13 protein-coding genes are annotated in these 14,883 nt (G+C 69.4%); 10 read left to right on the top strand and 3 right to left on the bottom strand.

Annotated features, from left to right (window positions below):
- Window positions 1-90: 90 nt before the first annotated feature.
- The 3 genes from hisD (at window position 91) to ASF23_RS02730 (ending at window position 3,124) form a co-directional block, all read left to right on the top strand.
- A complete protein-coding gene (hisD, locus tag ASF23_RS02740) occupies window positions 91-1,416 on the top strand; it encodes a histidinol dehydrogenase (protein ID WP_055948465.1) in 1,326 nt (441 codons plus the stop codon).
- A 128-nt stretch (window positions 1,417-1,544) separates the two neighbouring features.
- On the top strand, window positions 1,545-2,045 hold the full coding sequence (gene nrdR, locus ASF23_RS02735) for a transcriptional regulator NrdR (RefSeq protein WP_055948463.1): 501 nt from the start codon (window positions 1,545-1,547) through the stop codon (window positions 2,043-2,045).
- Window positions 2,042-3,124, top strand: a complete 1,083-nt coding sequence (locus ASF23_RS02730; RefSeq protein WP_055948460.1) for a quinone-dependent dihydroorotate dehydrogenase — start codon at window positions 2,042-2,044, stop codon at window positions 3,122-3,124. The genes nrdR and ASF23_RS02730 overlap by 4 nt, the downstream gene beginning before the upstream one ends.
- A 184-nt stretch (window positions 3,125-3,308) precedes the next feature.
- On the opposite strand, the gene ASF23_RS02725 is transcribed toward ASF23_RS02730, so the two are convergent.
- The gene (locus tag ASF23_RS02725) at window positions 3,309-3,860 is read right to left on the bottom strand and encodes a DUF3043 domain-containing protein (protein ID WP_235510744.1); all 552 of its coding nucleotides are present in this window, start codon (window positions 3,858-3,860) and stop codon (window positions 3,309-3,311) included.
- Between the two features lie 73 nt (window positions 3,861-3,933).
- On the opposite strand from ASF23_RS02725, the gene ASF23_RS02720 reads away from it, so the two are divergent.
- The 6 genes from ASF23_RS02720 (at window position 3,934) to ASF23_RS02695 (ending at window position 10,742) form a co-directional block, all read left to right on the top strand.
- The gene (locus ASF23_RS02720; RefSeq protein ID WP_055948457.1) at window positions 3,934-5,379 is read left to right on the top strand and encodes a dipeptidase; all 1,446 of its coding nucleotides are present in this window, start codon (window positions 3,934-3,936) and stop codon (window positions 5,377-5,379) included.
- A 120-nt stretch (window positions 5,380-5,499) separates the two neighbouring features.
- Window positions 5,500-5,871, top strand: coding sequence for a HesB/IscA family protein (locus tag ASF23_RS02715; RefSeq protein ID WP_055948454.1), 372 nt, complete (start codon window positions 5,500-5,502; stop codon window positions 5,869-5,871).
- A 205-nt stretch (window positions 5,872-6,076) separates the two neighbouring features.
- Entirely contained in the window at window positions 6,077-6,970 is an 894-nt protein-coding gene (gene ctaC / locus ASF23_RS02710; protein ID WP_055948451.1) for an aa3-type cytochrome oxidase subunit II, read from the top strand.
- Between the two features lie 12 nt (window positions 6,971-6,982).
- Window positions 6,983-8,719 carry an aa3-type cytochrome oxidase subunit I gene (ctaD, locus tag ASF23_RS02705; protein WP_055948448.1) on the top strand — a complete coding sequence of 579 codons (1,737 nt, stop codon included), beginning with the start codon at window positions 6,983-6,985 and terminating at the stop codon, window positions 8,717-8,719.
- A gap of 3 nt (window positions 8,720-8,722) precedes the next feature.
- Window positions 8,723-9,139 (top strand): cytochrome c oxidase subunit 4, encoded by a 417-nt coding sequence (locus ASF23_RS02700; protein WP_055948444.1) that lies wholly within the window; start codon window positions 8,723-8,725, stop codon window positions 9,137-9,139.
- A gap of 226 nt (window positions 9,140-9,365) precedes the next feature.
- Window positions 9,366-10,742, top strand: a complete 1,377-nt coding sequence (locus tag ASF23_RS02695) for a glucose-6-phosphate dehydrogenase (protein ID WP_055948442.1) — start codon at window positions 9,366-9,368, stop codon at window positions 10,740-10,742.
- Window positions 10,743-10,836: 94 nt separating this feature from the next.
- Here ASF23_RS02695 and ASF23_RS02690 read toward each other — a convergent pair whose 3' ends face one another.
- Entirely contained in the window at window positions 10,837-12,711 is a 1,875-nt protein-coding gene (locus tag ASF23_RS02690) for a glycoside hydrolase family 15 protein (RefSeq protein WP_055948439.1), read from the bottom strand.
- A gap of 75 nt (window positions 12,712-12,786) precedes the next feature.
- Window positions 12,787-13,830 carry an App1 family protein gene (locus tag ASF23_RS02685; protein ID WP_055948437.1) on the bottom strand — a complete coding sequence of 348 codons (1,044 nt, stop codon included), beginning with the start codon at window positions 13,828-13,830 and terminating at the stop codon, window positions 12,787-12,789.
- Between the two features lie 274 nt (window positions 13,831-14,104).
- On the opposite strand from ASF23_RS02685, the gene ASF23_RS02680 reads away from it, so the two are divergent.
- Window positions 14,105-14,752, top strand: a complete 648-nt coding sequence (locus tag ASF23_RS02680) for a TetR/AcrR family transcriptional regulator (RefSeq protein ID WP_055948434.1) — start codon at window positions 14,105-14,107, stop codon at window positions 14,750-14,752.
- Window positions 14,753-14,883: the final 131 nt, after the last annotated feature.

Genomic DNA, 14,883 nt, shown 5'->3' with positions numbered 1-14,883 from the left:
GCGGGAGCCGCCGCCCCGGCGCGCAGCACACGGACTGGAGGCGCGGTGCACGTCCGGCGCGCAGCACCGGATCGGTAGGCTGGCCGCGCCATGATGCAACGAATCGACCTCCGCGACGGCCTCCCCGCCCGCGCCGACCTCCTCCGCCTGATGCCGCGTTCGACGGGCGACGTCGCAAGTGCGACCGCCGCCGCACGCACGCTCGTCGACGACGTCCGCGAGCGGGGCGCGGCCGCACTCCGCGAGCAGGCCGAGCGGTTCGACGGGGGAGCACCGGCGTCGCTCCGCGTGTCGGCCGCCGAGATCGACGCCGCCGTGGAGGGGCTGGCCCCCGACGTCCGTTCGGCGCTCGAGGAGGCGATCCGCCGGGTCCGCATCGCGAGCGCTGCGCAGGTCCCGCCCCCCGCGGTGACGACCCTCGCCGACGGCGCGGAGGTCCACCAGCGCTGGCAGCCGATGCGCCGTGTCGGCCTCTACGTGCCCGGCGGCAAGGCGGTCTACCCGTCGAGCGTGGTGATGAACGTGGTCCCGGCGCAGATCGCCGGCGTGCCCTCGATCGCGCTGGTGTCGCCCCCGCAGCGCGACCACGACAACCGCGTGCACCCGACGATCCTCGGGGCCGCCGGACTCCTCGGGATCACCGAGGTCTACGCGATGGGCGGTGCCGGTGCGGTCGGTGCCCTGGCCCACGGCGTCCAGGACATCGACGGACGTGGCACCGACCTCGAGCCGGTCGACCTGATCACCGGCCCGGGGAACAACTACGTCGCCGCCGCCAAGCGCCTGGTGCGCGGTGTCGTCGGCATCGACGCCGAGGCCGGAGCGACGGAGATCCTGGTGATCGCCGACGAGACCGCCGACCCCGAGTTCGTGGCCGCCGACCTGGTCAGCCAGGCCGAGCACGACGAGCAGGCGGGGAGCGTGCTCGTCACCACCTCGGAAGTCCTCGCGGACGCGGTCGAAGCCGCCATCCCCGGACGGACGGCGTCGCTCCGGACGGCTGCGCGCCTCCAGACCGCACTCGACGGCCCGCAGTCCGCGATCGTCCTCGTCGCGTCCCTCGCCGATGCGGCGACCGTCAGCAACGCGTACGGGCCGGAGCACCTGGAGATCCAGACGGCCGACGACGACGCGGTCCTCGCGGAGATCGATTCGGCCGGGGCCGTGTTCGTCGGACCGTCGACGCCGGTGAGTCTCGGCGACTACCTCGCCGGGTCGAACCACGTCCTGCCGACCGGTGGCCAGGCGCGTTTCGGGTCGGGACTCGCCGCGTCGACGTTCCTCCGGCCCCAGCAGGTCATCCGGTACACCGCGGACGCGCTGGCCGAGGTCGGTCCCCGCATCGTCGCCCTGGCCGAGGAGGAGCAGCTCCCCGCGCACGGTGCCGCCGTGACGGCTCGCCTCGAGCGGCGCTGACCGGCATCACGGTCCCGAGGGGTCCCATCCGAGACGTCTCGCGTGCCGAGGGGTCGCAGATGCGACTCCTCGGGGGCCGGACCCGGCAGGAGGTCCGGCAGCGTGCCAGCCGATAAGCTCGGACCGACATGTTCTGCCCCTTCTGCCGTCATCCGGACTCCCGCGTCGTCGACTCCCGCACGAGCGACGACGGCACATCGATCCGACGGCGTCGTCAGTGCCCGAACTGCGGCCGCCGCTTCTCCACCACCGAGACCGCGAGTCTCAGCGTCGTGAAGCGCAACGGCGTCCTCGAGCCGTTCAGCCGCGACAAGATCATCTCCGGCGTCCGCAAGGCCTGCCAGGGTCGTCCGGTCACCGACGGCGACCTCGCGGTGCTCGCCCAGCGCGTCGAGGAGATCGTCCGCTCGTCCGGGGCGAGTCAGATCGAGGCGAACGACATCGGTCTCGCGATCCTGTCGCCGCTCCGCGACCTCGACGAGGTCGCCTACCTGCGCTACGCCAGCGTCTACCAGGCGTTCGACTCGCTCGAGGACTTCGAGGACGCCATCGGGCAGCTCCGGATCGACCACCACAGCGCCGCCGCAGCGCGTGGGGACGCCGCAGACACCGTCTCGAGCGACGGATGACGAACTTCGCCGAGATCATCATCCGGAACGGCTACCGCGTCGTCTTCCGCACGGTGTTCGCCAACATGGACCCGGAGCGCGCGCACCACCTGGCCTTCGGTGCGATCCGGATGCTCCCGCAGATCCCGCTCCTCCGCGGTGCCGCCGAGCGGTACGGCCGGCCGACGGCAGCCGACGGCGTCACGACGATGGGCATCCACTTCCCGTCGCGGTTCGGCCTCGCAGCCGGGTTCGACAAGGACGCCAAGGCGGTCATCGGACTGGGGCTCCTGGGGTTCGGGCACGTCGAGGTCGGCACGCTCACCGCGAAGCCGCAGCCGGGCAACGACCGGCCGCGCTTGTTCCGGCTCATCCAGGACCGTGCACTCATCAACCGGATGGGCTTCAACAACTCCGGCGCTGCGCGTGCCGCACGACGCCTCGAGCGAGCCCGTCGGTTCCCGGGCCGTCCGGTGATCGGCGTCAACATCGGCAAGAGCCGTGTCGTCGCCGTGGAGGACGCGGTCGAGGACTACCTCGACTCGACGAGGATGCTCGCACCGTTCGCCGACTACCTGGCCGTGAACGTCAGCTCGCCGAACACACCGGGGCTCCGTGGACTCCAGGAGATCGACCAGCTCCGACCGCTCCTGCGCGGCGTCCGGCAGGCCGCCGGCAGGGTGCCCGTGCTCGTGAAGATCGCCCCGGACCTCACCGACGACCAGATCGACGCGATCGCCGGTCTCGCCGTCGAGCTCGAACTGGCCGGTGTCATCGCGACGAACACGACGATCGAGCGCTCCGGGCTGACGACGTCTGCGAGCGAGGTCGAGGCCATGGGTGCCGGCGGGCTGTCCGGTGCGCCGGTGGGGGAGCGGTCCCTCGCCGTGCTCCGCCGCGTCCGCCGCACCGTTCCGACGGCGATGTGCGTCATCGCCGTCGGCGGGGTCACGACCGAAGCCGACGTCGAGGCACGCATCGCGGCCGGTGCGACGCTCGTGCAGGGCTACACGGCGTTCCTCTACGAGGGGCCGACGTGGGCGATGCGGATCAACCGACTCCGCAAGCGTCGCCTCCGCCGGGCGGCGAAGCGCGCCTGAGTCTGCGGCTGCGCGGTGCATGGTCGTGCCGCTGAACACGCGGGTCCAGCGTGAACACGTGGAGCCGCGTGTTCACGCTGGACGTCAGTGTTCCGAACACGGAGCCGTCGCTGACGCGACCAGACGGACTGGAGGCCCGGTGCACGTTGCGTGCACCGGGCCTCCAGTCCGTTCCATCCGTGGGTCAGGCGGGGTACTGCCCGCGCCGGACCTGCGGCTTCGGCAGGCGCAGGAAGCGCATCTGTGCGGCGCGGACCGCGACGTACCAGAGGTTGCCGCGCTGTGGGGCGTCCTCGCCCCACTTCTTCTTGATCCGACGGTTCACCATGAAGCCTGCGACCAGGCAGTCGATGATGAGCACGAGGAAGAACGCCCAGATCACGAGGAGGCTCGCGCTCTGGGTCGCGGTGTTCTGCAGGAAGCTCAGCACGACGACGATGACCATGATCGGGACGAGGATCTCGCCGACGTTCCACCGGGCGTCGATGAAGTCGCGGATGTAGCGGCGCTGCTCACCCTTGTCCTTGACCGGCAGGTACTTCTCCTCGCCGGCGGCCATGCCGACGCGGGCTTTCTCACGCTCGTTCGTCAGGCGTGAGCGCGCGGCCTTCCGGTCCTGCGGGCTGTTCCCGACGAGCGGACGGCGGTTCGCAGCCTCGCGCTCCTTGCGGGTAGGGGTCGGACGGCCCTTGCCGACGGGCACGCCGTTGAGCATGCTCTCGTCGCTCGGGTTCACCGATACGTCTGTCTTGGGTGCTGCCTTCGCCACGGGGTCCTCGATCACTGCTGGGGCTTTTAAGATTACCTGCATGACCGACTCGGCACAGTACGCACCCGCATCCGATCCCGCACTCCTCGACGCCGTCCGCGAACAGGTGACCGGCGGACTGCCGACCACCATCGCCGACCTCTCCGCCCTCGTGCGGCTGCCGTCGGTGTCGTGGTCCGCCTTCGACCCCGCGAACGTGCGGGCGAGTGCCGAGGCCGTCGCCGACCTCGCCCGGGGGACCGGTGTCTTCGACGACGTCCGGATCGTCCGTTCCGCCATCGCCGGCGACGACGGCACGGCGGACAGCTCCGCACCGGACGCCACCCTGGGACAGCCGGCCGTGCTCGCGGTGCGACCGGCCCGGAACGGTCGGCCGACCGTCATGCTCTACGCGCACCACGACGTGCAGCCGCAGGGCGACGATGCGCTGTGGGAGACCCCGCCGTTCGAGCCGACCCTGCGCGGTGAGCGGCTCTACGGGCGCGGTGCCTCGGACGACAAGGCGGGCGTGATGACCCACATCGCCTCGCTCCGGGCCCTGCACGCACTCCGCGGTGACGACCTCGACGTCGGCATCGTGCTCTTCGTCGAGGGCGAGGAGGAGTTCGGCTCCCGCTCGTTCACCACGTTCCTCCGCGAGCAGAAAGAGCACCTCGCCGCCGACGTGATCGTCGTCGCGGACAGTGACAACTGGTCGACCGACGTCCCCGCGATCACCGTCAGCCTCCGCGGCAACGTCACCTTCAAGCTCACCGTCACCACGCTCGAGCACGCGTCGCACAGCGGCATGTACGGCGGCGCGGTCCCGGACGCCATGATGCCCATGGTCCGGCTGCTGTCGTCACTGCACGCCGACGACGGCTCCGTGGCGATCGAGGGGCTCACCTCGTACGACGGCCCGGTGCCGGAGCGCGAGGAGTCGCAGCTCGTCCGCGAGGCCGCGCTCGTCGACGACGTCCGCCCGATCGGCACGGGGCCGCTGCTCGCCCGCATGTGGTCGCAGCCGTCGGTGTCGGTGACCGGCATGGACGTCCCGAGCGTGGCGAACGCGTCGAACACACTCCTGCCGACCGTGTCCGCGAGGGTCTCCATCCGCGTCGCACCCGGACAGTCCGCCACCGAGGCGTACGCCGCCGTCGAGCGGCACATCCGCGCGAACACGCCGTTCGGCGCCAGGGTCGAGATCGAGGAGCCGGACATGGGCGACGGGTTCCTGGTCGACACCAGCGGGTGGGCCATGCAGGAGGTCAGGACCGCGATGGCCGAGGGCTGGGGCGCCGACCCGGTGGAGCAGGGGATCGGCGGGTCCATCCCGTTCGTCTCCGACCTCGTCGCGGAGTTCCCGGAGGCGCAGATCCTCGTGACCGGTGTCGAGGACCCCGACACGCGCGCACACAGCCCGAACGAGTCGCAGCACCTGGGCGTCCTGCACCGGGCGGTCACGGCCGAGACGATCCTGCTGGCACGCCTCGACGCGCGCGGCTGAGCGGCCGGCGGTGTGCGCCGCGGGGGGCGGACACTTGTCCACAGGCGCCAGCGGATTGTCCGTGGGCGTGCCTACAATCGACATGACGCGGTGAACGCCACCGCGCGGAGGGAGACGGCAATGACCGACACCACCACGACCATCGCCGACGCCCCCGCTGCGGCATCGCACGGCGTCCTCCTGTCGGACGCCGCCGCTGCCAAGGTGTCGAGCCTCCTCGAGCAAGAGGGCCGCGACGACCTCCGTCTGCGCCTGGCCGTCCAGCCGGGTGGCTGCTCGGGACTCATCTACCAGCTCTACTTCGACGAGCGACTCCTCGACGGTGACGCCACGGCGGACTTCGGCGGGGTCGAGGTCGTCGTCGACAAGATGAGCGTCCCGTACCTCGACGGCGCATCGATCGACTTCGAAGACACCATCCAGAAGCAGGGCTTCACGATCGACAACCCAAACGCCCAGGGCAGCTGCGCCTGCGGGGACAGCTTCCACTGATCGTCCGCCCTGCCGTTCGACGACACCTGTGGGCTCTCGAAAGGGACCCCAGGTGTGTCGGAGGTGCAAGACGCCTCCTGAGCTGCGAGTAAGCTAGGAGTGCTCCAACCCAACTGTGACGAGCCGTGCTCCGGTCCTTCCGGACCCGGTTCGCCCCGGGTCCGCATGAGTCCTGTGCGGGCCCCAGTCTTTCCGAGAGGTAACAGTGCGTTCGAATCGCCGTATACGTTGGGCGGCCATCCCGGTGGCCGTCGGTCTGGTCATCGCACTGGCAGGTTGCTCGCAGCAGCAGCTCCAGGGTTGGCTCCCGACGACGCCCGGCACGACGAACCACGTCGACCGCGTGATGGGCCTCTGGGTGACCTCCTGGATCGTGCTCCTCGCCGTCGGTCTCATCACGTGGGGCCTGATCATCTGGGCCGCGGTGGTGTACCGCCGCCGCAAGGGCCAGACGGGTCTCCCGGTGCAGATGCGCTACAACATGCCGATCGAGATCTTCTACACGATCGTCCCGCTCATCCTCGTGCTCGGGTTCTTCGCCTTCACGGCCAAGGACCAGTCGGCCATCGAGAAGCCCTTCGCGCAGCCCGACGTCACCGTCCACGTCTACGGCAAGCGCTGGGCGTGGGACTTCAACTACATCGACCAGGCGAACGTCAAGCAGAGCGTCTACTACCAGGGCATCCAGGCCCAGGAAGAAGACAACGGCACGGGTGCGATCAACACCAGTGAGCTCCCGACGCTGTACCTGCCCGTCGGAAAGAAGGTCAAGATCGAGCTGTCGTCGCGTGACGTCGACCACTCGTTCTGGATCGTGGACTTCCTCTACAAGAAGGACATGCTCCCCGGCAAGACGAACTACGAGTACTTCATCCCGGAGAAGGTCGGCACCTACCAGGGCAAGTGCGCGGAACTGTGCGGTGAGTACCACTCGCTCATGCTCTTCCAGGTGAAGGTCGTGTCGCCGGCCAAGTACCAGGACTACCTCGACTCGCTGAAGGACCAGGGCAAGGTCGGGCTGCTCGGCAACGAGTACAGCACGAACACGAACCAGCCGAACAACGTGGCGCCCGCCGACGCCGCCGGTACCGAGAAGTAAGGCTCGCGCTCCATGACCACTTCATTCGTCGGCCAGTCGACCGTCACGTCGACCCCGGACTTCCAGGCGTCGCGGGTCGGACGCAAGGGCAACATCATCGTCCAGTGGATCACCTCCACGGACCACAAGACCATCGGGTACATGTACCTGATCACCTCGTTCCTGTACTTCCTGCTCGCCGGTGTCATGGCGCTCGTCATCCGGGCGCAGCTGTTCGAGCCGGGCCTCAACGTCGTCGCGACGAAGGAGCAGTACAACCAGCTCTTCACGATGCACGGCACGATCATGCTGCTGCTGTTCGCGACGCCGCTGTTCTCGGGGTTCGCGAACGCGATCATGCCGCTCCAGATCGGCGCCCCTGACGTCGCGTTCCCGCGACTGAACGGCTTCGCGTTCTGGCTCTACCTCTTCGGCGGACTGATCGCCGTCGGTGGCTTCCTCACCCCGCAGGGTGCGGCCTCGTTCGGGTGGTTCGCCTACGCGCCACTGTCGGACACGACGTTCACGCCAGGGTTGGGAGGCACCCTCTGGGTGTTCGGGCTCGGGCTGACCGGGTTCTCGACGATCCTCGGCGCGGTGAACTTCATCACCACGATCATCACCATGCGGGCGCCGGGCATGACGATGTTCCGTATGTCGATCTTCACCTGGAACACCCTGATCACGGCGCTGCTCGTGCTCATGGCCTTCCCGGTGCTCGCGGCCGCGCTGTTCGGGCTCGGACTCGACCGGGTGTTCGACGCACAGATCTTCAACCCAGCGAACGGCGGGGCGCTGCTCTGGCAGCACATGTTCTGGTTCTTCGGGCACCCCGAGGTCTACATCATCGCGCTGCCGTTCTTCGGCATCGTCTCCGAGGTCTTCCCGGTGTTCAGCCGCAAGCCGATCTTCGGGTACAAGACCCTCGTCTACGCGACCATCTCGATCGCGGCCCTGTCGATCACGGTCTGGGCGCACCACATGTACGTCACCGGCTCGGTGCTGCTGCCGTGGTTCTCGCTCATGACCATGCTCATCGCGGTCCCGACCGGCGTGAAGATCTTCAACTGGATCGGCACGATGTGGCGCGGTTCGGTGACGTTCGAGACCCCGCTGCTCTGGGCCCTGGGCTTCCTGATCACCTTCACGTTCGGTGGACTCACCGGCGTGATCCTGGCGTCGCCGCCGCTCGACTTCCACGTGTCGGACTCGTACTTCGTCGTCGCGCACTTCCATTACGTCGTCTTCGGCACCGTGGTCTTCGCGATGTTCTCCGGGTTCTACTTCTGGTGGCCGAAGTGGACCGGCAAGATGCTCAACGAGCGACTCGGCAAGATCCACTTCTGGCTGCTGTTCATCGGGTTCCACACGACGTTCCTGATCCAGCACTGGCTCGGCGTCATCGGGATGCCCCGTCGGTACGCGACCTACCTGCCGCAGGACGGCTTCACCTGGATGAACCAGCTGTCGACCGTCGGCTCGATGATCCTCGGCATCTCGTTCCTGCCCTTCATCTACAACGTGTACGTCACTGCGCGGAACGCTCCGAAGGTCGCCGTCAACGACCCGTGGGGCTACGGCCGCTCGCTCGAGTGGGCGACGTCCTGCCCGCCGCCGCGACACAACTTCACGTCGATCCCCCGGATCCGTTCCGAGTCCCCGGCGTTCGACCTGAACCACCCCGAGGCCGGCGTGCCGATCGGTGTCGGTCCCGCGAAGGACGCCCCGGACGCACCCACCTACGACGCCGCGAAGGGCGAGGTCAAGTAGCACATGCGCGCGAACACCAACCTGTTCTGGATCCTCGGCATCTTCTTCTTCGTCGCGGGTGCCGCGTACACGATCTGGAGCCTGATCAACTACGGCAAGTGGGAGCCGGTCGGCACGATGGGCATCGCGCTCGTCGGCGTGATGTCGGTCTTCATCGCGTTCTACCTCGGCCGCGTCACCGCTGCACAGGGCGGCGACCTGCCCGAGGACCGCGGCGACGCGAACATCGAGGACGGCGACGCCGAGCTCGGGCACTTCAGCCCGTGGTCGTGGTGGCCGATCTTCATGGCCGCGGCGGTCTCGATCATCTTCCTCGGTGTCGCAGCCGGGTTCTGGATGTGCGCGATCGGCGCAGCGTTCCTCGCGGTGTCGCTCGTGGGCTGGACCTACGAGTACTACCGCGGCAACTTCGGGCACTGACGCCCTCCGGGTCCAACCACATCGGTCCTGACGCGCGGATCCCTCGGGATCGACGGGCGGCACCACACGGTGCCGCCCGATCGTGTGTCCGGACCGCAGGTCGGACCGGCCAGACCTCCCCGACGGACTCCGTCCGCGGGGTGCCCTTCGGCCCTCCATCCGCTTGGACTGCACTGCCCTCCCGGACCAGCTGGACCCCCACATCACCCGAAAGGAACCACACCCGGTGACAGACAAGCGCACCCTCATCGTCTTCGGAGCGACGGGGGACCTCTCCGCCCGGCTCCTGCTCCCCGGTCTCGGCACCTTCCTGCAGAGCGGGCGTGCCGTCCCGGTCCAGCTCATCGGCACCGGTCGCAGTGCCCGGTCGCACAAGCAGTGGGTCGACACCGTCACGAGCTCCTTCGCCTCGCAGGACGTCAAGGGCCCCGAGGTCGATGCGACCCTCGCCTCCACCGTCTTCATGCAGGGCGACCCGAAGGACCCGAAGCACCTCCAGGAGATGCTCGACGCCGCCGAGGGCGAACCCGTCCTCTACTTCGCCCTGCCCCCGCAGATCGCGTCCGACATCTGCGACGCGCTGCAGCATGTCAAGCTCCCCGAGGGCACGACGCTCGCCTTCGAGAAGCCGTTCGGCACCGACGTCGCGAGTGCCGAGGCGCTCAACGAGACCGTGCTCAAGATCGTCCCCGAGGAGCGCGTGCACCGCACCGACCACTTCCTCGGTCGCACCACCGTCCTGAACATCATCGGCCTCCGCTTCGCGAACCGTCTCTTCGAGCCCATCTGGAACGCGGAGAACATCGAGAAGGTCGACATCTTCTACGACGAGACCCTCGGGCTCGAGAACCGTGCGCAGTACTACGACGAGGCGGGTGCTCTCGTCGACATGATCCAGAGCCACCTGCTCCAGATCCTCGGCCTCGTCACGATGGACGCGCCGTCCGCGATCGATGCCGTGGAGTTCCGGTCGAGCCTCGCACGCGCCCTCCGTTCGACACGGCTGAAGGGCGACGACCCCCTCATCGCGTCGCGTCGTGCCCGCTACACGGCCGGTTCGATCGACGGCAAGGACCTCCCGTCCTACGCCGACGAGGACGGCGTCGTCGAGCAGCGCCAGACCGAGACCCTCGCCGAGATCAGCGTCGAGGTCGACACCGCCCGCTGGGCCGGCGTCCCGTTCACGCTGCGCTCCGGCAAGGCCCTCGGCGCCAGCCGCAAGGAGGTCCTGATCACCTTCAAGCCGGTCACGCGCCTGCCGTCCGGGCTCGCGGGGCGCCCGAAGGCCGACACGCTCCGCATCGTGCTGAACCCGGACGAGATCGAGCTGTCGGTGTCGGCGAACGGCGGTGGCAACCCGTTCGAGATGGGCCAGATCACGCTGAAGTCCTCCTTCAGCGACGGCGAGCTCACCCCGTACGGCGAGGTCCTCAACGGCATCTTCCACGACGACCCGCTGCTGTCGATCCGCGGCGACGTCGCGGAGCGCTGCTGGGAGATCGTCGGGCCGGTCGTCGACGCATGGAAGGCCGGAGAGGTCCCGCTCGAGGACTACCGCGCCGGCTCGCGCGGACCGGCGGACTGGGAGTCCTCCGCAGTCTGACACTCTCCGACCTGTCGGATGACGGACGGGAGGCCCGGTGCCAGCTGGCACCGGGCCTCCCGTCCGTCCATCGTCGCGTCCGGAACGCGACCGGTCAGGCGGTGCCGCCCGCCTTCGTCCCCTCGCCCGTCAGGCTGCGGGTGGACCCGTCGGACTGCGCCACGCGCGTCCGCATGGAGGTCCGTGCGCGGCCTCTGGCGACCTCGATCGCGTCCGCCGCACTCACGAGCGTGAGGTGCGAGAGCGCCTGCGGTGTGTTGCCGATGTGCGCACCGGTGCTGATGTCGATCTCCTCGGAGAGCATCCCGACGTCGTTCGCGTAGCCGACGAGCACGTCCATGAGCCGCTCGGCGTCCTCGAGGCGGCCGGATGCGGCGTACTGCTCGACGAGCCAGAACGAGCAGGCGAGGAACGGGTGTTCCGTCCCGGTGAGGCCGTCGAACCCGGAGGACGTCCGGTAGCGGAGCACGAGGCCGTCCTCCCCGACGCGGAGGTCCTCCTCGATGGCCTGCACCGTCCCGAGCATCCGCGGGTCGTCCGCCTTGCAGAACCCGATCTGCGGCAGGACGAGCAGCGACGCGTCCACCTCGTCGGTGTCGTAGTGCTGGCGGAAGGAGTTCCGCTCGGCGTCGTAGCCGTGTTCCTCGATCTCGGCACGGACCTCGTCGCGGAGCTTCCGCCATCGGGACACCCGGCCCTCGAGGCCGAACTCCTCGACGGCCGCGACACCGCGGTCGAACGCAGCCCAGATCATCGCGCGCGAGTGGGTGAAGTGGCGACGCGGTCCGCGCATCTCCCAGATGCCGTTGTCGGCGTCCTTCCAGTGCTGCTCGACGAAGCCGAGGAGCGCGCGCTGCAGGGCCCAGGAGTCGGCGTTCTCCTCCACGCCGAGCTCACGGGCATCGTGGAGCGCCGCGAGGACCTCGCCGAACACGTCGCCCTGGTACTGCGTGTACGCCCCGTTGCCGACGCGCACGGGCGTGGAGTCGGCGTAGCCGGAGAACTGGTCCAGGGAACGTTCCGGCAGGTACCGCTCGCCGGCGATGCCGTACATGATCTGGATGTCTGCGGGGTCTCCGGCGATCGCCCGGAGGAGCCATCCGCGCCAGGCCTTCGCCTCCTCGCCGTAGCCGTGCGCGATGAGGGCGGCGAGTGTGAGGGACGCGTCGCGGAGCCAGACGTAGCGGTAGTCCCAGTTGCGCTCTCCGCCGAGGCCCTCGGGGAGGCTCGTGGTGGCGGCGGCGACGATGCCGGCCGTGTCGTCGTGGGTCAGGGCACGGAGCATGAGCAGCGACCGCCGTGTCGCGGTCCGGTACGCCTCGCCCGTGACGCAGTTCGATGCCCAGTCCTGCCACCACTTCGTCGTCGTGGCGAGGGTCTGGTCGACGTCCGGCGCGGCGGGCGGCTCACGGTGCGACGGGTACCAGGTCATCGAGAGGTCGACGCTCTCGCCGGCCGCGACCGTGAAGTGGCTCTCGTGCCGGTGGTGCGTCGCGGTGAGTTCGAGGCCACGGACGACCACGGAGTCCGGACCGGCGGTCGCCACGAGCACCGGCTCGTCGTCGTGTCCGACCTGGCGGACCCAGGGGAGTGCGGTCGCGTAGTCGAAGCGGATCCGGATCTCCTGGCGCATCCCGACGCTGCCCGAGATCCCGCGGACCCGACGGACGACGTCGGCGCGTCGATCGCCGACCGGCATGAAGTCGGTGACCTCGACGACCCCGGACCCGGTCGTCCACGTCGTGACGAGCACGAGCGAGTCGTCGGCGTAGGCGCGGGTCGCAGTGGCACCGGCATCGCTCGGGTGCACGATCCAACGGCCGTCCTCGTCGTCGCCGAGCAGCGCCGCGAACGTCGAGGCGCTGTCGAACCGGGGCAGACACAACCAGTCGATGCTGCCGTTCCGGCCGACGAGCGCCGCCGTGTGGCAGTCGCCGATGAGTGCGTAGTCCTCGATGCCCATGGTCATGGGTCAAGACAACCATCGGGAGGGCGGATCTCGCCGCTCCTGACGGGGGTTGGCTGAGGATGCGCGCAGGAGCGGTCAGTCCGTGAGGCCGACCCGCCGCAGCTCGTCCCAGAGCCCCGCGCCGTCCGGGGCGTACACCCAGGGAGCCGGCGACGTCCGGCTGCGTTCCTGCGCCCGGGAGCGGCCACCGGCGAGCACCGCCTCGCTCGTGGAGAGCTGCCGGATCGCCACGCCGGCGACGTTCCGCTCGTGCTGCGCGGCGAACTCGTTGTAGAGCTCCTCGTCGTGCTGGCCGTCGTCGCCGACGAGGAGCCACTGCACGTTCGGGAAGTCTCGGGCAAGCCGCTCGAGGTTCTCCTGCTTGTGCAGACGCCCGCTCCGGAAGATCCGGTCGTGGGTCGCACCCCAGTCCGTGAGCAGCATGGTGCCGGACGGGTACATGTTCCTGGTGAGGAACCGCTCGAGGGTCGGCGCGACGTTCCACGCCCCGGTCGAGAGGTAGACCACGGGCGAGCCCGGGTGCTGCTCGAGGATGCGCTCGTACAGCACGGACATGCCGGGGACGGGGCGACGCGCGTGCTCGGTGTGCACGAAGGAGTTCCAGGCGGCGAGGAACGGGCGCGGCAGGTTGGTGACCATGACGGTGTCGTCGACGTCGGAGAGCAGGCCGAAGCGCGTGTCGGGGTGGACCACGAACACGCGTGCCTCCACCGGCTGCGAGCCGCCGGCGGTGATCGTGATGGTGCGCCAGCCCGGCTCGAGGTCGATCGGCACGATGGCGTCGACCACGCCACCCCGATCCGCCTGCACCGTGCGGGTGACCCCGCCGCCGGAGATCGTGACGTCGACATCGTCCACCGCGACGCTCGTGAAGGTCCGCCATCCGCGGACGCCCTCGTAGCTGACGTCGGACGCGAGCCCGCGGCGCGTCAGGAGCACTCGGCAGAGCACGCGGACCCATCCGGGTGCGCCGTAGCCGGAGTAGGGGATGACGGTGGGGACGAGGCCTCGGGCACGCGCCCGTCGCTCGCGGAACGCCTGGACGGCGTCCTCGATGCGGGCCGCTCGGTGGAGGATCGGCTCGACGAGCGCGGGGTCCGTGGGCTTCCGAGCGGGCATCGCCCCATCATCCCATGGCGGGGCCTCCGGATGGGGAGGGCATCGGGGACACGGCGCGAGTCGCAGCGATATTCCAGGTGCCGTCTGCGAGAGTGAGGCCGTACACACCGAATGCCGACGGGGCCCCCACACCGTCGGATGGTGGTGGGTGTCGGTCGTGCCTCGTCATGGAGCGTCTGTCCGATCGCCGCACCGCCCTCCACTCCGGGCTCCGCTCTGCGAATTCCGCGTCTCATGCGCGAGAAGCGCGTCTCACGCGCGAGAAGGAGAACACGTGCTGGTCACCGACACCTCGAACGCACTTCCGGGTGGATCGTCGCTGCTCCGGAACGAGCCGGTGCAGGCCCGGAGCTCCGCTCGGCTCGCCGGGCTGCTCGACGCGGCCGCTGCCGTCATCGACGAGATCGGCTTCGAACGGCTGACGACCGCCATGGTCGCCGAGCGCGCGGGCGCCTCCATCGGCACCGTCTACCGCTACTTCCCGGACCGCATCGCCGTCGTCGAGGCGCTCGCGGCACGCTGCACGCAGCGTCTCGGTGCCCGGTTCGTCGAGTCGATCGAGGCCAGTGGCGCGACGACGTGGGAGCAGGGTGCCGATGCCCTCGTCGACATGACCATCGAGATGTACCGCACGGAGCCCGGCTTCCGGGCGATCCGCTTCGGCGACGTCGACGACGGCACGGACGCGCCGGACTCCGACCGGATGGCTCTGCTCGGCGGCAGCGTGGCGACGATCTTCCGCGAGCGGTTCGGGTTCCCGGACTCGGCGCGGCTCGCGACCGCATGGGAGGTCCTCGCCGAGGCGGGACATGCCGTGCTCGCCCGGGCGCACCGTCGCCGCGGGGCGACGGACGAGGCCCTGATCACGGAGTACCGCACGATGACCAGGACCTACATGCGAACGGTGCTCGCCGAGGTCTGATCCGGCGGGGGAGTCTCGTCACGGTCGTGTCACGGATCGTCACCGGTCGAACGAGTGTCGGACCTGGCGGGTACGCTCATCCGGAGCCGGGCACCCCTGGCGCACATGGCCTGTGTCGATCCGTGCTCTGC

Source organism: Curtobacterium sp. Leaf261, from assembly GCF_001422205.1.
GTDB lineage: Bacteria > Actinomycetota > Actinomycetes > Actinomycetales > Microbacteriaceae > Curtobacterium.
This window is presented reverse-complemented; position numbering and strand designations above follow the sequence as displayed.